Raw genomic sequence first — 21,149 nt, 5'->3', positions numbered from 1 at the left:
TGTGCTGGCACCCTTTTTACTTTATAATTTTAGATCCTGAATTTCGACTATGTCGCACCTTTTATTCCATGATGGCCAGTATTATCGTGATGACAAGCTTCTGGCGGGAGCGGGTAGCCGCGGATTGAGATATGGCGACGGGTTGTTTGAAACCATGAAGGTGAATAACGACAGCATCCAATTGGGAGCCTTCCATATGGATCGGCTTTTTGCCGGCCTTGAGTTGCTGGAATTTGACCTTCCACATTATTTTACGGCTGATTACGTTCTTGACAGGATATTACAGCTTGCGCACAGGAATGGACATGCAAAACTGTCGCGTGTCCGGCTGATGGTCTTCCGGGGCAATGGCGGGTTGTATGATCCCGAAAGTAATTTTCCTCACCATGTAATCCAGACGCAACCGCTTCCTGAAGCCAATCACCGCTGGACGGAACATGGTCTTACAATCGGGATACACCGGAAAGCCATCAAAAGCATGGATGCTTTGGCCAATTGCAAGACCAATAATTACCTCGTGTATGTAATGGCAGCGCTGGAAGCCAGGCATATGAAATGGAATGACGCCTTAGTGCTTAATCATGCCGGCAGGATCTGTGATGCGAGCATCGCAAATCTCTTTATCGTTTCCGGTGACAACATAATAACTCCTTCCCTTGCTGAAGGCCCGGTAGCAGGTACAATGCGCAGGTACCTCGTGGATGAATTGAAGAAACAGGGGCGGGCGGTAAAGGAACAGGAAGTGACTGAAGAAATGTTGTTTGCAGCCGATGAAATATTTCTCACCAATGCCAGCTATGGCCTGAGGTGGGTTGCGCGGGCAGGCGAAAAAAAAATGTCGTCAAACTTCACGCGGGAAATTTATGAATCACTGATAAGACCGCTGTTTTGACATCTCTGCAGAATCGCTCATTAGCCATTATGTGGTTTCGACGTGATCTTCGCCTTCATGACAATGCAGCATTGTATCATGCATTGCGAAGCGGTAATCCTGTTTTGCCTGTTTTTATTTTCGACAGGAATATCCTCGATGACCTCGATGCGGGTGACCGCAGGGTTTCGTTTATCTATGACTGCGTCGTCAAAATCAGGGCATCACTGGCTGAAACTGGTGCAGCATTCGAAGTGCGCTATGGATACCCCGAAGAAATTTTCCGCCAATTAATAGAAGAGTACCCGGTGTCGGCGGTGTTCACGAACCGGGATTACGAGCCCTATTCAACAGGCAGGGATACTGCAGTAAAAGCATTGCTGAATGAAAGGGGTATTGAATTTGCTGACTATAAGGATCAGGTGATATTTGATGGAAATGAAGTGGTAAAAGACGATGGCCGGCCTTATACCATTTTCACGCCCTACAGTAAACGCTGGAAGTTGCGGTTCAATTCCGCAGGCGTTTCAGCCTATCCAACAGAAGAATATTTCAGCAATTTCCACCAGCAGGAAATCCTGCCTTTGCCTTCTTTGATTGAAATGAGTTTTATGTCATCAGGAGAAGACTTCCCTGCAGCCGTCATACCGGGAAAGACAATTAGAGAATATGAAAAGACGCGTGATTTTCCTGCGCTTGAAGGAACTACCCGACTTGGTGTGCACCTGCGATTTGGAACCATAAGTGTGCGGGAGCTGGTAAATGCAGCAACGGGTATGAGTGAAAAATTTTTAGGTGAGTTAATCTGGCGAGAGTTTTACCAGATGATCCTGATACATTTTCCCCATATAGGAAGGGGCAGGGCATTTCGACAGGAATATGACAACATCAGGTGGCGAAATAATGAATACGAATTTGAACGCTGGTGCCAGGGAAAAACGGGTTATCCTATTGTTGATGCGGGAATGCGACAGCTCAACCAAACAGGGTTTATGCATAATCGCGTCAGGATGATCACGGCATCATTCCTGTCCAGGCACCTGCTCGTTGACTGGCGTTGGGGTGAAGCATATTTTGCATCCCTGCTGCTTGATTACGAGTTTGCTTCGAACAATGGCGGATGGCAATGGGCGGCAGGCAGCGGGTGTGATGCCGCACCGTATTTCAGGATTTTCAACCCTTCACTTCAGGCAAAAAAGTTCGATCCCGATGGAACTTATATCCGGCAATGGGTTCCTGAAATAAATTCGGCTGATTACCCTGCACCGATAGTAGAACATGAACTGGCCCGCAAGAGATGCCTGGAGGTTTATGCTGCCGCACTACAGCGGAAATAGTGAATTCAGGAATTATTCAGCGTTATCGGCTGTTCAGTTGTTCAAAAGTTGAAACCAACTGGTCGACTGCACGATGTCCGGCTTCGCCAAGAGCCTTTGAATAATCGTTCACGTAAAGGTTGATGTGTGAGCGCATCACTTCTTCACTCATTTCCTGAGAGTGTTCACGGATAAACGATGACAATTCAGGGTATCGCTTCCACGCATGCACTATACTGGATTCAATGAGCTTTTCGATGTTGGCGACAAGACCTGGAGGCAAGGTTCTTTTCGCGACGATGCCACCAAGGGGAATGGGGCAGTTTAGTTGCTGCTCCCAGAATTCGCCGAGGTCAATCAATTTATGAAGTCCTTTCGACTGGTATGTGAAGCGGTTCTCATGAATGATCACACCTGCATCGGCGGAGCCGTTCAGAACAGCCTGTTCAACGTCGCTGAATAACATGAACGTTTTTTGATTTGCCTCCGGGAATGCCATGGAAAAAAGCAGGTGTGCAGTAGTGTTCTTACCAGGGATAGCTATACGGAGCCGGGGTACGTCCTCCGGCGGAATTGCTGACCTGGCAATCAATAATGGGCCAACTCCCGATCCCAGTGCGCCGCCGGATTCCAGCAACCTGTATTTGTCTTTAAGCAACGGGTAAACTCCATAACTGATTTTGGTCAGGTCAAGCTTCCCGTTTAACGCCCATTCATTCAGCGTTTGTACATCTTCGAGATAAACATCGAAAGAAAGAGGGGATGTGTCTATAGATCCATTGACCATCGCATCGAAGATAAACGTATCGTTGGGGCAGGGTGAAAAACCCAGGGAAAGACGATTAAACGGATTCATAATGATTCTAACAATCTGATCAGTTCCTTGTTCAGGTTAGCGATTGCAAGAGGCAGGTTCCACTTCTTTTTGTTTCGCTCCGTGACATAATTGGAAATACTGCGAAGCTGCAGGAAGGGTATATGTTCCATGAGGCATACATAGTGCAGGGATGCACCCTCCATTGATTCAAGATCGGCAGCATAACGACTGACATACGATTCAGATCTTTTTCTCAGGGTTGTGATTTCATTCACTGTTACACCAATTCCTTTTTTAAGCCGAGTCCTCTTAATCATATTGGAATAGGGATTCGGGAGCACTCCCTTTTTATACGGCAACTCATTTAATGCTGCGAGTGACAGGTCAAATACATCGAGGAACCCGTCTTTGTGTTGAACGCCCTGGTCTGCCAGTACATCCTGCTTAACCACGAAAACGGTTCCCGGTTTTATTTCCGGATCAAATGCGCCTGCAACGCCTGCCTGGATTACCAGGTCCGGTTTTTTATGCTGAAGGTAGCGGGTAAGCGAGTATGTCGCTGCGTTGCTTCCGACGCCCGTAATGAGGATGTCAACATCAAAATCAATATGATCAAGTTTTTCAGTGTTTCCCAGATGGTCAGTGAAGGGGGCAATTTCTGCTGCTGTGGAGGCAACCAGTAAACAATGCATGCGAACGCGGTTTACCGGCAAATGTCGTATTTCCTTTCAAATCGGCGAGATATTGTAATTTTGCCATCCAACAACTTGGTCGGCACACTTCCGTCTCAGTTGTAGCTGGTAATCAAAAGCTATGGTTAAAAAAGTATCTGTTTTCAGAAAGGAGCATTTTAATGCAGCGCACCGGCTGCATAATCCGGATTGGGACGATGCCCAGAATTTTGAAGTGTTTGGAAAATGCAGTTTTCCAAATTACCATGGCCATAACTATGACCTGATTGTAAAAGTTACCGGCGAACCGAACGCGGCCACGGGTTATGTAATTGACCTGAAGATTCTCTCGGATATCATTCAGCGGGAGATCATTGAAAGGTTTGACCATCGTAACCTGAATACGGACACGCAGGAATTCCGTAAGCTCAACCCAACAGCGGAAAACATTGCTATCGTTATCTATGACCTGCTTCGTCCACATATTGATCCGAAGCATGAACTGGGTATACGGCTGTATGAGACTGAAAGGAATTTTGTGGAGTATAATGGCAACTGAAAATTGCGTTATTAAATTTTTAATACATGGCTTATAAAAAAGTCGAGCATTACGAGGACCGGATCACTTCCGGGCTGATAGAGAATTACCGGGAATCGCTTGAGCTCCTGGGTGAGAATCCAATGCGTGAAGGTTTACAGAAGACTCCGGAACGCATAGCAAAGGCCATGCAATACCTGACCCAGGGATACCAGATGGATGCCAGGGCTATCCTGAATTCAGCAAAGTTCCATGAGAACGTCAGTGAAATGATCATCGTAAAGGATATCGAACTTTATAGCATGTGCGAGCACCATATGCTGCCATTCTTCGGAAAGGCACACATTGCCTATATTCCTAACGGGTATATTACCGGACTGAGTAAAGTGGCGAGGGTAGTTGACGTGTACAGCAGGCGACTGCAGGTACAGGAACGCCTGACGACCCAGATTTTGAATGCAATAAAGGATTCACTCGATCCACTGGGAGTAGCTGTAGTAATCGAAGCCAAGCACCTGTGTATGATGATGCGGGGGGTGCAGAAACAGAATTCAGTAACGACCACATCTGCGTTCTGGGGAGAATTTGAAAAAGCGGAAACACGCAGTGAGTTCACTAAGCTCATCTCTTCTAAACTGAGCTGAGTCTATATTTCATTTTAATTAAGTTTTTAACACGCGTTCACTTATGAAACATGCTTATGTGTTTCCAGGCCAGGGTTCCCAATTTCCGGGCATGGGAAAAGAACATTATGACAACAATGCATTTGCCAGGAAATTGTTTGAACAGGCAAATGAGCTCCTTGGTTTTCGCATCTCCGATATTATGTTCACCGGTTCAGAGGAAGATCTTCGTCAGACCAAGGTGACCCAGCCAGCAGTTTTCCTTCATTCTGTAATCGCCTACAGGTCTATTGAGCAGGCAAAACCGGATATGGTTGCGGGGCATTCACTGGGTGAGTTTTCATCACTGGTAGCAAACGGCACACTCAGTTTTGAGGACGGACTCAGGCTTGTTTCCATCCGTGCTATGGCTATGCAAAAGGCTTGTGAGAGTCAGCCTTCGACGATGGCAGCAGTACTCGGCCTGGCCGATGAAATAGTGGAGGAGATCTGTGCTGCAGTGCAAAATGAAACGGGTGAAATTGTTGTACCTGCGAATTATAACTGCCCGGGACAGCTGGTTATTTCGGGTACCATCAAAGGGGTAGAAGTGGCTTGTGAGCGGTTGAAAGCTGCCGGGGCCAAGCGTGCGCTGATCCTGCCTGTTGGCGGAGCGTTTCATTCACCGCTTATGGCGCCTGCACGTGAAGAACTTCGTGCCGCGATCGAATCAACCAAATTCCAGCAACCTGCTGCGGCGGTTTACCAGAATGTGGTAGCCCGTGCAGTTATAGACAAAGACGAGATCAAGCAAAACCTGATCGACCAGTTAACAGGTGCTGTACGCTGGACCCAAGGGATCCAATCCATGGTCAGGGACGGCGCGACCTCCTTTACCGAAGTAGGACCTGGTAAAGTGCTGCAGGGTCTTATCCTTAAAATCAACCGGGATTCCGCTGTTAATGGTGTTAACTGAAATTCAGGGAACAATTAATCCACTCGTCGTCCAGGGTTGCATTATATTTTTTGTAAAAGTTGATTGCCGGCTCGTTCCAGTCGAGCACCTGCCACATCATGCCTGAGAAGCCTTTTTCCTTTGCTTCAGTAATCAATGCATCGAAAAGAAGTTTTCCAAGGCCACGGCCGCGCATCTCTTTTGTAACGATGATATCCTCAAGGTACAGTCGTTGCCCCTTCCATGTACTGTAACGCACGTAGTATAACGCAAATGCCTGCACGAAACCGTCGATCTCCGCAACAAATGCCCACCATACAGGATTGGCGCCAAACCCGCTATCGGTAAAATGTTCAAGTGTTACCGTTACTTCGTTTGGCGCTTTTTCAAATTCCGCAAGTTCGCGGATCAACTCAAGGAGGCGGGGGCAATCTGCTTCAGTGGCACGGCGGATTGTTATGTTCATTCTTAAATTCAAAATTTTAAAATCAAAATTAAAAAGATCAGCTTAATGGGCTTTAGCGGCGCTTATTTTTTACGCACTGCGGTGAAAATGCCGTTCGGCTGAATTGAAGTGAGTGCAGTTACCTGACCGGTATTATCGACCTCGAATTTTATTATGAATCCTTGCAGTCCTTTTAATCCAAATTGATTTTCTCCCTGTGGTACCAATTCATATTCCGGCTGCCCGGGTACAAATAATGTAAGCGTTTTTTCACCTTTCAGAGATACTTTCAATACCACTGACTGGAGTTCATATTCACCTGTAAACTTTTCCAATTGGAGCCGGGACACTGTTTTTATGACCAGTTCCTTCTTGAAAAGAATGTCTTTAACGCCCTGCTCCATACTTACTTCGAAAGCTTCGATATCTCCACCTTCGCCTGTAACAAAACGGATTTTGGTTGCGTTCATGTCTTCTTCGCCTTCGTCGATTGTCAGGTGGCGAAAGACATCGTAGTGATAGTGTTGCAGGTAGTTGTTTATTTTTTTGCCAGAGTTGTAATCAAGCCAGAGTGTGTCGCGGTCCCAGAAAACCCTGGCAGTTCCGTAACCGGGATGACTATAGTTGCCTGCATATTCCTCTTTATTATGAAGCGGTTTGGTACCTGGTTTCTTAGTGAGGCTATCTGTATTAACCCGCTTGCCATTGCCTGCTTTTCCTTTCGCAAACTGTTCTTTTTGCATCCCGTTCCAGTTCCGGTAGGGAAGCCGGAGCATCCGGTCAGCAATAAAGTTGCGGACGATGTTGGTCACCGTTCCATTTGACGAAACAACGAAAATACCTATGCTGTCTGTTGGGAAATAGCATGTGGTGGAAATGAAGCCATCGATTCCTCCACCGTGTTCTGTGCGCAGGTGGCCGCGGTATGAGGAAAGAAACCAGCCTAGTCCGGAAACACCCAGGTGCAGGTCTGGATTTTCCTTTGAGGGGGGAGCACCTGGTACTGCCATTTGCTGGGAAGTGGCCTGGGTTACAAAAGAAGCGGGGATGATCTCTTTGCCATGGAAACTGCCCCCGTTGATCCAGGTGATCAGCCATTTACTCATGTCATCAGCGCAGCTGTTGATAGCTCCTGCCGGACCGATGGCATCCAGGTTGCGAAAAGGAATTGCAGTAATAATGCTGTCTTTTTTTATCGCATAGGCGAGTGAATGGTCAGGTGATTTTTCCATTTCGGTAACTGACATATTGGTTGTATTCATGCCAAGCGGAGTAAGAATCCGCTGCCGGAGATTTTCTTCCCAGCTTTTACCTGTTAATTGTTCGATCAGTACCCCCTGCGCCATAAACATGAAGTTGTTGTATTGAAACACTTCCCGCAGCTGCCTGTTGGGTTCCAGGAACTGGATCCTTTCCAGGAGTTCCTTTCTTGTTGCGGATGATCCATACCAGGCGATGTCATGGCGCGGCAGTCCTGTCCGGTGGCACATCATATCGCGTGTAGTAACATGTGCGTTTAGGTCGTCGTTGTAAAACTTAAGTGAGGGTAAATAATTACGTACCGGCTTGTCGATATCAATCAGTCCTTCAGATTCCAGCATGCCAACCATTGAAGCAGTGAACGCCTTAGTGCAGGATCCTATAGCGAAAAGAGTGCGTGACGTTACCGGTAAATTCTGCTCATAATTGCGATATCCGAAACCGCCGGTAAAGACAACGCGATTTTTTTCCACTACCGCAATACTTACTCCTGGTGTATGCCAGTCTTTCAGGACCTTGTTTACAAAAGTATCCAGTCCTTTCAGGCGCTGGTCGGCTTTTGGTTGAGCCTGCATGCTGCAGGCAAGAAGCACTGCAGGCATGGATAATAAGAGTTTCATTTTTCAGGGTTTATGTTTACGCCGGCGGTATCTTTATCAACGATAGTCAGATGGCAGAATCAAATTTAATTGAAATAGATGAAGACATTACTGCAGCAATATGCTGCCTATCATTTCTGGGCAAACCAGCAGCTGTCGATCCGGATACTGGAACTTGATGATAGTTTCGCGCATAAGCCTTTGCCCAGCAGCTTTCCATCGCTTCACAAAACACTGCTGCATATGTGGAGTGCTGAAACTATCTGGTGGAAGCGGCTGCAGAAGGATCTTCCGGCGCGGGCAGATACTGCGCCCTTCGAAACGGATACTCCGGCACTGGTTAAAGATTTGCTGGAACTGAACGAACAGTGGATAGATTGGCTGAAAGACCTTCCGGAAACTGCCTTTGAGCAACAATTCAGTTATACCAACCTTAAAGGAATTGCATTCGAGCAACCTCTATACCAGGTGATACATCACCTGTTCAACCACGGCACCTATCACCGTGGCCAGCTTGTCACAATGTTACGAGCATTGGAAATAGATAATATTCCGCAGACCGACTTTGTGCATTGGGCGCGGGGAACCAACAAATAGCATGTGGCTAATCGTCATAATTACCTTCATGGTCGCAATCCCTGCCGGAATCACTTTTGGTCAGGACTGTAATATTCACCTGGTCTTTCGCTGTTTGCATGTTATTATCTGTAACCTTCAGCTCAAAAGTATACCGCCCCTGTACCAGGTCGCTGACTTTTAATGCGGCATTTTTTACGTCAGAATAGCTGGAAGATGCCGGCCCGGAAATCTTCGTCCATTCGTAACCGGTGATCCAACCTTCAGGGGCATCACCAGAACCCTTCAGCTCGGTATAATTGTTTGGAAGCACGAGAGAAATATCTGCGCCTGCATTGGCTGACAATCCTTTTTCCTTCTTTGGTTCATCACAGTTTTTGTCGCAGGAATACAGGGTGAAAGAAATGATGGACAGGGCAAGGCCTGCAAAAACCGAGTTGCGGATTTGGGAACTTCTCATAACATTCCGTTTTTAAGAGTTGATAAGGTTGCATGCACCCGGGCTGTTTCACAAGTACCCTTTTTATCCTGGAATGTGGCAGTAGTCTCTATCCTAAACCTCTGTCTAATTTACGATTTTTAAAGGGTAGCGAATAATTGCAATTGCGGTAAATTCTTATTATCTTATTAGAGAGTAACCTTTCCCCTTCCGCACCTTCCCGGCTCGTGCATTTTTCACCCTAAATACAGCAACATGAAAAAGTGGTTTACCCGCCTTACCATGGCCTGCCTGTTTGCATGCCTTTTCTGCTTAACTGCATCAGCACAGGACCTCAAGGCAAAAAAAATGGACAATCCACAATGGAAATGGGTCGTCCTGATTGACTTTAAACCTGGCAAAAATGACCGGGCAAATGAGATTATCCGGAATTATTTCATGAAGGCGGATCAGAGTGCCGGCCTTCCCGGCCCTTCCTATGCTTTGGATCTTATGTCCGGGGACTGGGATATCCTGGTTTCATTTGATATGAAAGGTGGTGTGGACGATCTGAACTGGGAAATTTCCCCGGATGATGAAAAGTGGATGAAAGCTATTGGGACGCTTGCCGGCAGCCCGGATAAAGCAAAGGCGATCCTTGATGAATGGGCAAGCCTGATCCAGCGGGAGACAAGGTTTCTCGCGAAGGTTCATAAGTAACCTGGTCTTTTCAAAATACGCCGGTAGCCAGATGCCGGCGTATTTCTTTTCTATGTAACTTACCCGGACTATGCTAAGGTCTTTCCTATTGCTGGTGCTGGTTTCCGTGTGCAACTGTCTCTCTGCACAACGTAGCGACTGGCGTACCCGGATTGACCGGCTGGTGGAACTGGCTGACAGTCTTTCAATGGTTTCGCAACAGACATTTCACATCAACAAATTCACTTCTGAAGACCGCCCGATCAGGGAAACATGGCATTACACTGTTCATAACGGTCGCGTGATCATTTTCGAGGTGCATTATTTCCTTGACTCCCTGGAATTCCAGGAAGTGTATTATGTAAACCGCGACCAGCTGGTTTGCATGGAACAATATGAGATTCTCTATCCTGAACAGGATGAAGACAGGATACTTAAAGGTGCGGTCGGATTTTTTGATGGTCTCTCCATGCGCCAATACGTAACTATGGGCGAGCGCTCCGGCAGGAATGAACAACTTCCCTCATATGAAGTGATCAGCCAGTTTAAAGACAGGTACCGCGAGCTGCTTACCAACAGGCCTTTGCTGGAAAAAAAAGGCAAAGCAGTTATCTTCGTGCCATGACCGGAATAGAAGCTGTTACCCTCGAAAAGGCAATCGTACATAAAGTTGGAAACCCCACCCGCGGTGAAGAACTGAAATTATCTGCCAATACACTTACCCTTAATGATGAGATCGTAAGGGGACTGTTGACCCGTTATTTCCTGGCGCCATTCAATGAACATGAGTTGTATCACTTTACACATATCAGTGACCTCGATATGAACGAGGTTTACAGTTATGCCAAAAATATATTTGAAGACCCGTCCTGCTTCCAGCGGGAGTCAGTATTTCTTGCCCAGTTGTTATATAACAAATCAACACATGCAAGAGTAAAGGAAGGAGAGCTCTATGTCGTATTGTTTGACAAAGTGCTGTTTGAAGGAGAAGAGAAGAAGGCGCTGGGCATTTTTAAGTCGGAGACCAAGGAAACCTTCCTGAAAGTGTTTTCGCATGGCCAGGGCTGGGAAATTGCGGCAGAAGATGGCATTAATATAAACAAGCTTGACAAAGGCTGCCTTGTATTCAGAACGGATCAGAATGAAGGATTTAAGGTATGCGTTGTTGACAATACGAATAAGCAACAGGATACGCAGTACTGGGTAACGGATTTCCTGCAGGTTCAGCCATTTACAAACAGTTATCACCATACCAACCAGACCCTGGGACTTTGCAAACTGTTCATTGAGAAAGAGTATGCGGAGAAGTTTGATATTTCGCGTACCGACCAGCTCGAGATGATGGGCAGGTCGATGGAATATTTTAAAAGCCGCGAGCAGTTCAACCTGCAGGAGTTTGCTGAAGAAGTGATCCACCACCCGGAGGTGGTGGATACATTCATGGACTATAAAAGAAACTTTGAAGCGAACAGGAACTTCGCCATTGATGAAGACTTTGATATCAACCTGACTGCTGTAAAAAAGCAGGCCAAGGTTTTCAAGACGGTTTTAAAACTCGACAAGAACTTCCACATTTATATTCACGGCCGACGTGACCTCATTGAAAGAGGTTATGACGAAGAAACCGGGCAGAAGTACTACAAGCTCTATTATGAAGAGGAGAGCTGATCAATAAGCCCACTTTACCAGGGTTGCACCCCAGGTAAATCCGCCGCCAAATGCAGCCAGGACTATATTGTCTCCTTTATTCAGTTGCTTTTCCCATTCCCACAGGCAGAGTGGGATCGTAGCTGCAGTGGTATTGCCAAATCGCTGGATGTTGATCATTACCTTCTCTTTTGGAAGTCCCATACGCTCAGCCGTGGCATCAATAATCCTGAGGTTGGCCTGGTGGGGAACCAGCCAGGCGATATCTGCGCCGTTAAGCTGGTTGCGTTCCATCAGTTCTGCACTGACGTCAGCCATGCCTTTGACTGCAAACTTGAATACGGTCTTACCTTCCTGGAAAGCAAAATGCTCACGGTTTGTCACCGTTTCAATGGATGAAGGCTTGGCAGACCCGCCTGCTTTCATATTCAGAAAATGTCGTCCGCTGCCATCGCTCTTCAGGATGCTGTCCATAACACCAAGTCCGTCCTCAGATGGTTCAAGGAGCACGGCCCCTGCACCATCGCCAAAAATCACGCAGGTATTTCGGTCGGTATAGTCAACAATCGCGCTCATTTTATCCGCACCGACAACTACTACTTTTTTGAAGCGCCCGCTTTCGATATAGGAAGCTCCGGTAGTGAGTGCGAAAAGGAAGCCTGAACAGGCGGCACTCATATCGTAGCCCCATGCGTTATTGGCTCCGATCTTATCGCAAACCACGTTGGCAGTTGCGGGGAACACCATATCAGGAGTTACGGTGGCAACGATCATACAATCAATTTCTGAAGGCTCGATACCACGCTTTTTGCAGATCTCCAGGACTGCGGGAACAACCATGTCGGATGTAGCTTTACCTTCTCCCTTCAGAATTCGTCGTTCGGAAATACCGGTACGGGTGCGAATCCATTCGTCGTTAGTATCTACCATCTTCTCCAGGTCAAAATTGGTCAGTTTGTCTTCGGGAACATATCCGCCAACAGCAGTTATGGCGGCAGTGATTTTATTGGTCATGCGTTAAATTGTAAAAGCGCGTCAAAATTAAGGCAAATTGATGGTAACCAGTATATCATGCATACCCCAGTTGGATGCAATAGCCGAATAGATTATTTTGCAGCCTTATGATCGCTTATCTGAAAGGAAATTTTAATCTGGTTACGCCAACCTACGTATATATTGATGTACAGGGAGTAGGATATGAAGTTTTTATTTCATTAAATACATACGCGGCAATACAGGGCAAGACACAGGGCCAGCTCTATACCTGGCTGCAGGTGAGGGAGGATGCCCATATCCTTTATGGATTTGCCGAGAAGTCGGAAAAGGAGATTTTCCTGCAATTGCTGGGTGTAAACGGTGTCGGCGCTGCAACGGCGCGGATGATGTTGTCTTCAATGAAGCCGGAAGAGGTGTCACGTGCGATTATACAGGGTAATACGAGGCAGCTTGAGGCAGTGAAGGGAATAGGGAAAAAGACGGCTGAGCGAATTGTCCTTGAATTACGGGATAAGCTGGGCAAGCAGGCTTTGGAGGCAAATAATTCAATGCCATTGGGCAATACCACAGAACAGGATGCGTTAAATGCACTGCTGGCATTGGGTATCGCCCGTCCGGCAGCCGAACAGGCCCTCAAAAAGGCAATTGTCAGCCACCCGGCGTCTGAACGCGTTGAAGACATCATCAAATCAGCATTAAAAAACCTGTAAGCCTATAGCCGATTTCTACCTAACTAATTACCTGGGAAAAAAGACTGTGGGCATTCAATTTTTAAACCGTTACCGGTTGGCCGTGCTGTTTATTCTGGCTATGGGAACCTCTATGCAGGTATCCTATGCGCATGCATGGCAGCAGGATACGACAGTCAAAGTAACCGGCGATACACTCAAATTCCCCATCCGTGACAGGCGGTCTGACCAGTCTAACGCTCCCCGCCGAAATCCATTTGATCTCCGCGATCCGGCCAATATCAACAAAACAGTAGAATACGACCCGGAAACGAGGCAGTATTATATCATCGAGAAGATCGGAACCCGTTACTACCGCACTCCGACTTATATGACTTTTGAGGAGTACCTGCGATACAGGGCGAAGCAGCAGGAAGACGAGTATTTCAGGACGAGGGCAGATGTGCTGAGTGACCTGAACCAGAAGCGCATTAAACCGAAGCTGACCGTTTCGGAGTCTTTTTTTAATCGCATATTCGGCACCGGGAAAGTAGATATCCGGCCGCAGGGCAATGTTGACATCACTGCAGGGTACCAGGGCCAGAACATTAAAAACCCCACCTTGCCAGAACGTGCAAGGAAGAATGGCGGATTCGATTTCGATATGAATGCCAATCTGAGTGTGCTGGGTAATGTGGGCAGCAAGCTGAAACTTCCTATCTCTTACAATACACAGGCAAATTTCGATTTTGAGAACCAGTTGAAGCTGGATTACACCGGGAATTCCGATGAGATCATCAAACGGATCGAGGCGGGTAATGTGTCCTTTTCCACAAAGGGATCGCTGATGCCAGGAGCACAATCACTGTTCGGAATCAAGACCCAGCTTCAGTTTGGAAAGTTATTTGTAACCGGTGTGCTTGCCAACCAGCGTGCACAGCGTCAGTCGCTGGGACTCATCGGTGGTGCGGCGTCCACGCAGTTTGAATTCAGGGCCAATGATTATGAAGAGAACCGGCACTTCCTGATGGCGCAATTTTTCCGCCAGAATTATAATAAAGCGATGGGAAGTCTGCCTGCGGTAAATTCACTGGTAAACATCCTGCGGATTGAAGTGTGGGTGACCAACCGCACTGGAGCAACAACCGAGACGAGAGATGTAGTGGCCCTTGCTGACCTTGGAGAAAAGAACCCTTATAACTACAACTCGATACCCGGGCCGGACAGTTTGCCCAGCAATACAGTAAACAACCTGTACCGTGACCTGACAAGTGACCCGAGCAGCCGGCGTTCTGCGCAGGTTACCACGAAACTGGCAAGCCTGGGTCTGCGGCCCGTGCAGGATTTTGAAAAAACTTTTGCCCGTAAACTTGGTCCTGCTGACTATTACTTCAATCCGCAGGTCGGATTTATTTCACTGAACCAGCCCCTGCAATCGGACGAAGTACTGGGGGTGGCATACCAATATTCATATAACGGTCGTGTTTTACAGGTTGGTGAGTTTTCCCAGGATGTACCTCCGGATACCACTGCCATCATCGCTGGTAACCCCAAAGTGTTGTTCCTGAAAATGCTGAAAGCCACATCCCAGCGTACTGTGCTCCCGATCTGGGACCTGATGATGAAGAACGTGTATGCGCTCCGCACCCGTGACGGGGGATATATTTCGAGTGTACAACCGGCCGATTTCAAGCTGAATGTGCTGTACGAAGAACCGAGCCTGGGTACAAAACGTTACCTGCCGGAAGGCCCAAAAAGCGGACTGCCACTCATTTCCGTTTTGAACCTCGATCGCCTTAACAATAACAGGGACCCACTGCCCGACGGGGTATTCGACTATATAGAAGGATTTACGATCATTTCCGACCAGGCCCGGGTAATCTTTCCCCTGCTTGAACCATTCGGAAATGACCTGGACAGCGTAGCGTTTGCCGGTGTTTCGCAGGATGTAAAGGATAAATATATTTTCCGTCCGTTATATGATACGATTAAGGAAATCGCAAAGACATACGCAAACCTTGACCGGTTTATTCTTAGTGGTTCCGCAAAGGGGCAGGCTGCTTCAGACATTTCGCTCGGGGCCTTTAACGTTCCGCCAGGATCCGTATCGGTTTCATCCGGTGGCAGAACGCTTGTTGAAGGGATCGATTACGTGGTTGACTATAACCTGGGTTCGGTGCGTATCCTCAACCAGGCTATCCTGAATGCCGGTATCCCGGTGAATGTGCAGTACGAAAACAACGCGACTTTTGGAATCCAGCAGCGGAATTACCTTGGGCTCAGGTGGGATTATATGGCGAAAAGTACGGAAAAGGAATCGCTGACAATCGGCGGTCAAATTGTAAGGCTGGGCGAAAGACCCTACTTCACAAAAATGAATTACAACGAGGACCCGATCCGGAATACGATGTACGGCCTCGACTTCACTTATACTTCAGAATTTCCGAGGCTCACCCGCTGGCTCGATAAACTACCGTTTTATACGACCAATGAAATGAGTACCATCACGGCTTACGGGGAAGGAGCTTTGCTGAAACCAGGCCACCCGCCCCAGATTGGTAAAGGGAATGAGGGATTGATTTATATCGATGACTTTGAAGGAACAAGGAACAGTATTGACCTCCGCTTTCCAATAATTAACTGGTCGCTGGCCTCAACTCCGCAAGGGAATGGGCTATTCCCGGAAGGATCGCTTAAAGATTCGCTGGCCTATGGTTTCAATCGCGCAAAATTCAGCTGGTATAATATTGAACCAAATCTTCAGGACCGGAAAGCACCTAACAACCCGGTAGCCGGTTACCAGGATTATAATGACCCGCGGATCAAGGCAATCCTCCAGCAGCAGCTTTTTCCGGCAAAAACACCGGATTATGGCCTGGCACAGCTGATTACCTTTGACCTTGCCTATTACCCAACAGAGCGGGGGCCTTATAACTTTGATACCCGGGCAGGAAGCGTTTCTTCAAACGGCAGACTCCTGAACCCGTCAACACGGTGGGGTGGTATCATGAGGGGCCTTGACCAGGTCGATTTTGAGACCGGGAATGTGGAGTTCATTGAATTCTGGATGCAGGACCCTTTCCTGGTACAGCCAAACAGTACCGGGGGACAACTGTACTTTAACCTGGGTAATATTTCAGAAGATGTATTAAGTGATGGAAGAAGGTTTTTTGAGAATGGCCTTCCGACGCCAAATATCCAGGCTGGTGTTGACTCAACTACTGATTGGGGAAGGGTTCCCAGCAACCCCATCCAGGTTACCACTGCATTCAGTAACGACCCGGCCGACAGGCCTTTCCAGGATGTAGGTTTTGATGGACTGGATGACGATGCGGAACGCAGGAAATTCAATTCTTATCTTGGTCAGCTGGCGGCCACCTTTGGAACCGGATCAGCAGCATACCAGTCGGCATTAAGTGATCCGTCTGCGGATAATTTCAAAAATTACCGCGATGGCTCTTACGATAATGAAAAGGCGGATATCCTGGCACGTTATAAAGCGATCAATAACCCGCATGGAAACTCGCCGATTGCTGAAAGTAATTCAACACTCACGACAGCATTTACCCTGTACCCTGACCAGGAAGATCTCAACCGTGACAACACCCTTAATGAACTGGAAGAATATTTCCAGTACAAGGTGGACCTCACACCGCAGAATCTCGTAGTTGGTCAGAACTACATCACGGATAAAAGGGAGTTTACTTCCGATGGCGTAAACCAGAAGTGGTATCTTTTCCGGATACCTGTTGCCGAGTATGAGCAGAAAGTTGGTAATATCCCGGATTTCAAATCAATTCGTTTCATCAGGATGTTCATGACCGGGTTTGAAGACTCAGTTATTGCCAGGTTTGCGAAGTTTGAGCTGGTCCGTAACCAATGGAGGCGGTTCTCATTTGAGGTAGACACTACAGGAACGTACAAGCCATTGCCTGCGAACACCGGTACATCAATTAATGTGCTGGCAGTGAACGTTGAGGAGAACAGCAACAGGATGCCTGTCAACTATCTCATTCCTCCCGGTATTGAACGGGTGCAGCAACTGAGCAATAACAATGTGAACATTCTGCAGAATGAACAATCGATGAGCATGCAGATCTGCGGATTGAACGGCAACGAGGGGAGGGGTGTATTCAAGACACTCAACCTCGACCTGCGCCAATATGGAAAGCTGAAGATGTTCGTGCACACGGAAAGTGTGCAGGGAAGCGCGCCTGTACGCGACAATGACCTGTCAGCAGTTATCCGTATCGGAAATGATTTTGTGGGCAATTATTACGAAATCAGGATCCCGCTGAAAGTAACGCCATTCGGACAATACGCAGCTGACCAGAGTAACCTGGTCTGGCCGCTTGAAAATGAGCTCGACCTTTCGATGCAACGACTGATCGACCTGAAGATCAGGCGTAACAATGCCAGTCAGCCGAACCTGTATTTTAAGGAAACAGATGATGATGGCAAATCATATGCGATTATCGGTAACCCCAACCTGGGTGAAGTAAGAGGCATGTTCCTCGGAATCGTAAACAACGGTACCAGCGCATTGTGTACTGAAGTATGGTTCAATGAGCTGCGGCTTTCATCGATCGACGAAGACGGTGGCTGGGCAGCAACGGGAAGAGTTGATATCAAACTCGCTGACCTGGGAACATTGTCCCTTTCCGGAGCGGCAAGAAGCATCGGTTTCGGCAACCTCGACCAGCGCGTAAATGAACGCAGTCGTGAAACCTTTACACAATTTGATGCTGCAACAAGCCTTGAGCTGGGTAAGCTGCTGCCAGCAAAGGCGGGCGTGTCAATCCCGGTATACGCAGGTTATTCACAGACTGTCCTTACGCCTGAATACGATCCTTATGACCTGGATGTAAAGCTGGAAGATAAATTGAAGGCGGTTAACGGATCCGCCCGGGATTCCATTCGCAAGGATGCCATTGACGTAACCACCATGAAGACCGTCAATTTCACCAACGTAAGAAAGATCAATACCACAGGCAAAAAGCAAAAGCTTTACAGCATTGAAAACTTTGATGTAAGCTATTCTTATACCAAGACGGAACATTACAGTCCATTGATCGAAGCGGAAGAAATGGTGCGCCATCGGGCCGGCCTGGGTTACAATTTTACTGCTACTCCCAGGTATTGGGAACCATTTAAGAAAATGATGCGGAATTCGTCGAAATGGTTCGACCTGGTAAAGGATTTTAACCTGAACTATGCGCCATCATTACTTGGTTTCAGGGCAGATGTTAATCGCCAGTTCGGTGCTGTCCGTCCCCGAAATGTCGGTGGACCCAAGGGCATCATCCCGGAAACCTTCGACAAATATTTCACCTTCGACAGGTACTACAATCTCCGGTGGGACCTGACCCGGTCGCTGAACATCGATTTTACTGCGGTCAATCGTGCGCGGGTTGATGAGGATTCGGGCAGGCTGGATAAAACAGAACGCAGGGAAATGTGGCAGTTGTTCTGGCGTGGTGGAAGGAATACAACTTATGACCAAACGTTAAACGTTACTTACTCGCTACCTACCGCCAAACTACCAGCCTTAGATTGGACGACGGTAAGGCTTGGATATGTTGCCCGATACAACTGGCTTACGGCCTCACAGGATCCATTTGCGAAAAGTCTCGGCAACTTTATCGGAAACGCGCAGGAAAAAAATGTTACCGGTGAATTTGACATGACCCGCCTGTATAATAAATGGAGATTCCTAAGGGCAATGGATTGGGACCAGGCGCCGGCACAACAGGGAGCAGACAGTACCATGAGAGGGACAGATACAACTGGTTCAGGAAAGAAAGGCAGGGCTAAACGCGATCCTAACCAATTGCCTGAGCTCAATACATTTGTGAAGGTTATAGGTCGGATCATTACTTCGGTTAAGCGTGTAAGTATTCAATATTCTGAAGTGGGTACAACATCGCTGGCCGGCTATACCGACAGCACGAAATTCCTGGGAATGAACCCCAAATCAAATGCACCTGGATGGGGCTTTGTATTCGGGAAACAACCGGATACGTTATATATCAATGATTTTGCAAAACGGGGCCTTATCACAAATAGCCCGCTGCTCAATAACCTTAACAGGCAGGATTTCAATCAGCGGATAAGCATTACTGCGCAGCTCCTGCCGGTCCGGGATCTTGTGATCGATGTGAACTTTGACAAGACCTTTGGTAAGAGCTACTCCGAACTGTACAAGGACACCATCGGCACGGGGAATTTTGCGCGATTAAGTCCATATGTTGCAGGATCCTTTAATGTAACGTATGTTTCGTTCCAGACGCTGTTTGGCAAGTTCGAGCCAAATGAAGTAACGGAAACGTTCAGGCGATTTGAACAAAACAGGATAATACTCAGCCGGAGAAACGCAGAAAACAACAAATACTGGCAAAGTCTTGATCCCTCGGAGAAGTTCCTTCCTGATGGCTATTACACCGGCTATGGCAGGTATGCCCAGGATGTACTGATACCTTCATTCATTGCGGCTTACACAAACAAGGATCCCAACAGTGTTCCGCTTATTAAACAGGAGAATGGAAATATCCGTTCAAACCCGTTTTCAGGAATAATACCAAAACCCAACTGGCGTGTAACGTATACCGGACTTACCAGGATCCCGGGAATGGAAAAGACCTTTACCAATTTTACCCTTACTCATGCATACACGAGCAATCTCAGTATGAACAGTTTCAATAATAACCTGATGTTCAGTGATCCGCTCGGCTACAATGATCCTGGATTCATTGATACTGCAACAGGAAATTTTTATCCTTATTTCCTGGTTCCGAACATCACCATTGCAGAGGCATTCGCACCGTTCCTGGATATAGACATGCAGTTCACTAACCAGCTTACCGCAAGATTTGAGTACAAGAAAAGCCGCCAGTTAAGCCTGAGCCTGATAGACTTCCAGCTGAGCGAAGCGAGATCAGAAGAGTTTACAATAGGAGTGGGATGGAGAAAGCGTGGACTCAACCTGCCGTTTAAGATCAAACTTCCGGGTATGAAGAAGTCTGCAAAAGAATTGTCAAACGACCTTAACCTGAGGCTGGACCTGAGTCTTCGGGATGATGCAACAGCTAACAGCAGGCTTGACCAGGAAGCAGCATTGCCGACTGCGGGCCAGCGTGTGATTACCATTTCACCTTCTGTCGACTACGTACTGAATAATCGCATAAACCTAAGGTTGTTCTTCGATCAGCGACGAACAGAGCCGAAGGTCTCGACGTCCGCACCTATTACCACTACACGTGCTGGGTTGCAGGTGCGGGTATCACTCGCACAATAAGGCTATTGTTTATCAGTATAAAAAGAGTTTGCCTGTGCGGTACAGGTAATAACAAGGTCGTTTATGCAAACATGCGGGGGAAGGGTCGCACAATACCAGGCAGCATCGGCAATATCCGCTGCTGTCAACGCTTTATAGCCTGAATAAACTGCATCTGCTTTTCCGGTATCACCTTTGAATCGTACCATTGAAAACTCTGTTTCAGCGGCGCCGGGATGAATAGCGGTAACTTTTATTCCATGTCTCAGTAAGTCTATCCTCATTGCTTTGGAAATTGCATCGACCGCATGTTTTGTAGCGCAATAGACATTCCCTTTTTCATAAACTTCCTTTCCTGCAGTAGACCCGATGTTGATGATATGCCCGCCTTTGTCAGGGAAATACGGCAATACGGCACGACTGACATACAATAGGCCCTTCAGGTTGGTATCGATCATCTGATCCCAGTCGTCGAGATCGGCTTCGTCGAAATAATCCCTTCCCAATGCGAGTCCTGCGTTATTAATGAGGAGATCAATAACTTTCCATTCATCGGGAAGTCCGGCAAATATTTCCTTTACAGCATTTCTTTCCTGCACATCAAAACATAGGGCAAGGCATCTGATTCCGAAATCTTTTTCCAGTTGCTCCCTGATATCCTGTAACCGTTCATTTCTTCTGCCGGTTATTATGATATCATATTTATTTGAGGCGAATTTCTCGGCACAGGCTTTTCCAAATCCGGAAGTTGCCCCGGTAATAGCAACGATGGGCATTTTGATCTTGTAGTTTGAATGT

18 protein-coding genes are annotated in these 21,149 nt (G+C 47.3%); 11 read left to right on the top strand and 7 right to left on the bottom strand.

Annotated features, from left to right (window positions below):
* Nucleotides 1-49: 49 nt before the first annotated feature.
* Together OI18_RS18510 and OI18_RS18505 are read left to right on the top strand one after the other, a co-directional pair.
* Nucleotides 50-892 carry an aminotransferase class IV gene (locus OI18_RS18510; RefSeq protein WP_039142524.1) on the top strand — a complete coding sequence of 281 codons (843 nt, stop codon included), beginning with the start codon at nt 50-52 and terminating at the stop codon, nt 890-892.
* Nucleotides 893-921: 29 nt separating this feature from the next.
* Nucleotides 922-2,208 carry a cryptochrome/photolyase family protein gene (locus tag OI18_RS18505; protein WP_039142523.1) on the top strand — a complete coding sequence of 429 codons (1,287 nt, stop codon included), beginning with the start codon at nt 922-924 and terminating at the stop codon, nt 2,206-2,208.
* A gap of 22 nt (nt 2,209-2,230) precedes the next feature.
* Here OI18_RS18505 and OI18_RS18500 read toward each other — a convergent pair whose 3' ends face one another.
* Complete coding sequence (locus OI18_RS18500) at nt 2,231-3,043, bottom strand: 1,4-dihydroxy-6-naphtoate synthase (RefSeq protein ID WP_039142522.1); 813 nt, start codon at nt 3,041-3,043, stop codon at nt 2,231-2,233.
* A complete protein-coding gene (gene mqnB / locus OI18_RS18495) occupies nt 3,040-3,696 on the bottom strand; it encodes a futalosine hydrolase (protein WP_052273374.1) in 657 nt (218 codons plus the stop codon). The genes OI18_RS18500 and mqnB overlap by 4 nt, the downstream gene beginning before the upstream one ends.
* A gap of 121 nt (nt 3,697-3,817) precedes the next feature.
* Here mqnB and OI18_RS18490 point away from each other — a divergent pair, with 121 nt between their 5' ends.
* From OI18_RS18490 to fabD, 3 genes are read left to right on the top strand one after another with little or no spacing between them, the layout of a single operon-like run.
* A complete protein-coding gene (locus tag OI18_RS18490; RefSeq protein WP_039142520.1) occupies nt 3,818-4,234 on the top strand; it encodes a 6-pyruvoyl trahydropterin synthase family protein in 417 nt (138 codons plus the stop codon).
* Nucleotides 4,235-4,260: 26 nt separating this feature from the next.
* Entirely contained in the window at nt 4,261-4,857 is a 597-nt protein-coding gene (folE, locus tag OI18_RS18485) for a GTP cyclohydrolase I FolE (RefSeq protein WP_039142518.1), read from the top strand.
* A 43-nt stretch (nt 4,858-4,900) separates the two neighbouring features.
* Nucleotides 4,901-5,791: an ACP S-malonyltransferase gene (gene fabD / locus OI18_RS18480; RefSeq protein WP_039142515.1), complete on the top strand. Its 891-nt coding sequence runs from the start codon at nt 4,901-4,903 to the stop codon at nt 5,789-5,791.
* Here fabD and OI18_RS18475 read toward each other — a convergent pair.
* Together OI18_RS18475 and OI18_RS18470 are read right to left on the bottom strand one after the other, a co-directional pair.
* The gene (locus OI18_RS18475; RefSeq protein WP_039142513.1) at nt 5,784-6,236 is read right to left on the bottom strand and encodes a GNAT family N-acetyltransferase; all 453 of its coding nucleotides are present in this window, start codon (nt 6,234-6,236) and stop codon (nt 5,784-5,786) included. The two genes, fabD and OI18_RS18475, sit on opposite strands and share 8 nt — an antisense overlap.
* 62 nt (nt 6,237-6,298) lie before the next feature.
* Nucleotides 6,299-8,095: a serine hydrolase gene (locus tag OI18_RS18470; protein WP_039142511.1), complete on the bottom strand. Its 1,797-nt coding sequence runs from the start codon at nt 8,093-8,095 to the stop codon at nt 6,299-6,301.
* Between the two features lie 78 nt (nt 8,096-8,173).
* Between OI18_RS18470 and OI18_RS23945 the strand changes: the two genes are divergently transcribed.
* Nucleotides 8,174-8,671, top strand: coding sequence for a DinB family protein (locus tag OI18_RS23945; RefSeq protein WP_052273372.1), 498 nt, complete (start codon nt 8,174-8,176; stop codon nt 8,669-8,671).
* 7 nt (nt 8,672-8,678) lie between these two features.
* Here OI18_RS23945 and OI18_RS18460 read toward each other — a convergent pair whose 3' ends face one another.
* Nucleotides 8,679-9,110, bottom strand: a complete 432-nt coding sequence (locus OI18_RS18460) for a PKD domain-containing protein (RefSeq protein ID WP_039142510.1) — start codon at nt 9,108-9,110, stop codon at nt 8,679-8,681.
* A gap of 234 nt (nt 9,111-9,344) precedes the next feature.
* On the opposite strand from OI18_RS18460, the gene OI18_RS18455 reads away from it, so the two are divergent.
* The 3 genes from OI18_RS18455 (at nt 9,345) to OI18_RS18445 (ending at nt 11,435) form a co-directional block, all read left to right on the top strand.
* A complete protein-coding gene (locus OI18_RS18455; protein WP_039142509.1) occupies nt 9,345-9,788 on the top strand; it encodes a hypothetical protein in 444 nt (147 codons plus the stop codon).
* A gap of 70 nt (nt 9,789-9,858) precedes the next feature.
* A complete protein-coding gene (locus OI18_RS18450) occupies nt 9,859-10,392 on the top strand; it encodes a hypothetical protein (protein ID WP_039142507.1) in 534 nt (177 codons plus the stop codon).
* On the top strand, nt 10,389-11,435 hold the full coding sequence (locus tag OI18_RS18445) for a nucleoid-associated protein (RefSeq protein WP_039142505.1): 1,047 nt from the start codon (nt 10,389-10,391) through the stop codon (nt 11,433-11,435). Before OI18_RS18450 ends, OI18_RS18445 begins: the two co-directional genes overlap by 4 nt.
* On the opposite strand, the gene OI18_RS18440 is transcribed toward OI18_RS18445, so the two are convergent.
* Nucleotides 11,436-12,428: a beta-ketoacyl-ACP synthase III gene (locus tag OI18_RS18440; protein WP_039142503.1), complete on the bottom strand. Its 993-nt coding sequence runs from the start codon at nt 12,426-12,428 to the stop codon at nt 11,436-11,438.
* A gap of 107 nt (nt 12,429-12,535) precedes the next feature.
* Between OI18_RS18440 and ruvA the strand changes: the two genes are divergently transcribed.
* On the top strand, nt 12,536-13,120 hold the full coding sequence (gene ruvA, locus OI18_RS18435; protein WP_039142501.1) for a Holliday junction branch migration protein RuvA: 585 nt from the start codon (nt 12,536-12,538) through the stop codon (nt 13,118-13,120).
* Between the two features lie 82 nt (nt 13,121-13,202).
* On the top strand, nt 13,203-20,372 hold the full coding sequence (gene sov / locus OI18_RS18430; protein ID WP_240312795.1) for a T9SS outer membrane translocon Sov/SprA: 7,170 nt from the start codon (nt 13,203-13,205) through the stop codon (nt 20,370-20,372).
* A gap of 2 nt (nt 20,373-20,374) precedes the next feature.
* Here the strand turns inward: sov and OI18_RS18425 are convergent, their stop codons facing one another.
* Complete coding sequence (locus OI18_RS18425; protein WP_039142499.1) at nt 20,375-21,127, bottom strand: SDR family NAD(P)-dependent oxidoreductase; 753 nt, start codon at nt 21,125-21,127, stop codon at nt 20,375-20,377.
* Between the last annotated feature and the right edge of the window lie 22 nt (nt 21,128-21,149).

The organism is Flavihumibacter solisilvae (genome assembly GCF_000814475.1).
GTDB classification, from domain to species: domain Bacteria; phylum Bacteroidota; class Bacteroidia; order Chitinophagales; family Chitinophagaceae; genus Flavihumibacter; species Flavihumibacter solisilvae.
This window is presented reverse-complemented; position numbering and strand designations above follow the sequence as displayed.

What these genes read in the sequence shown, in the direction of transcription:
- OI18_RS18510 (WP_039142524.1), top strand. Translation starts at nt 50, where the DNA reads ATGTCGCACCTTTTATTCCATGATGGCCAGTATTATCGTGATGACAAG.
- OI18_RS18505 (WP_039142523.1), top strand. Translation starts at nt 922, where the DNA reads ATGTGGTTTCGACGTGATCTTCGCCTTCATGACAATGCAGCATTGTAT.
- OI18_RS18500 (WP_039142522.1), bottom strand. Translation starts at nt 3,043, where the DNA reads ATGAATCCGTTTAATCGTCTTTCCCTGGGTTTTTCACCCTGCCCCAAC.
- mqnB (WP_052273374.1), bottom strand. Translation starts at nt 3,696, where the DNA reads ATGCATTGTTTACTGGTTGCCTCCACAGCAGCAGAAATTGCCCCCTTC.
- OI18_RS18490 (WP_039142520.1), top strand. Translation starts at nt 3,818, where the DNA reads ATGGTTAAAAAAGTATCTGTTTTCAGAAAGGAGCATTTTAATGCAGCG.
- folE (WP_039142518.1), top strand. Translation starts at nt 4,261, where the DNA reads ATGGCTTATAAAAAAGTCGAGCATTACGAGGACCGGATCACTTCCGGG.
- fabD (WP_039142515.1), top strand. Translation starts at nt 4,901, where the DNA reads ATGAAACATGCTTATGTGTTTCCAGGCCAGGGTTCCCAATTTCCGGGC.
- OI18_RS18475 (WP_039142513.1), bottom strand. Translation starts at nt 6,236, where the DNA reads ATGAACATAACAATCCGCCGTGCCACTGAAGCAGATTGCCCCCGCCTC.
- OI18_RS18470 (WP_039142511.1), bottom strand. Translation starts at nt 8,095, where the DNA reads ATGAAACTCTTATTATCCATGCCTGCAGTGCTTCTTGCCTGCAGCATG.
- OI18_RS23945 (WP_052273372.1), top strand. Translation starts at nt 8,174, where the DNA reads ATGAAGACATTACTGCAGCAATATGCTGCCTATCATTTCTGGGCAAAC.
- OI18_RS18460 (WP_039142510.1), bottom strand. Translation starts at nt 9,110, where the DNA reads ATGAGAAGTTCCCAAATCCGCAACTCGGTTTTTGCAGGCCTTGCCCTG.
- OI18_RS18455 (WP_039142509.1), top strand. Translation starts at nt 9,345, where the DNA reads ATGAAAAAGTGGTTTACCCGCCTTACCATGGCCTGCCTGTTTGCATGC.
- OI18_RS18450 (WP_039142507.1), top strand. Translation starts at nt 9,859, where the DNA reads ATGCTAAGGTCTTTCCTATTGCTGGTGCTGGTTTCCGTGTGCAACTGT.
- OI18_RS18445 (WP_039142505.1), top strand. Translation starts at nt 10,389, where the DNA reads ATGACCGGAATAGAAGCTGTTACCCTCGAAAAGGCAATCGTACATAAA.
- OI18_RS18440 (WP_039142503.1), bottom strand. Translation starts at nt 12,428, where the DNA reads ATGACCAATAAAATCACTGCCGCCATAACTGCTGTTGGCGGATATGTT.
- ruvA (WP_039142501.1), top strand. Translation starts at nt 12,536, where the DNA reads ATGATCGCTTATCTGAAAGGAAATTTTAATCTGGTTACGCCAACCTAC.
- OI18_RS18425 (WP_039142499.1), bottom strand. Translation starts at nt 21,127, where the DNA reads ATGCCCATCGTTGCTATTACCGGGGCAACTTCCGGATTTGGAAAAGCC.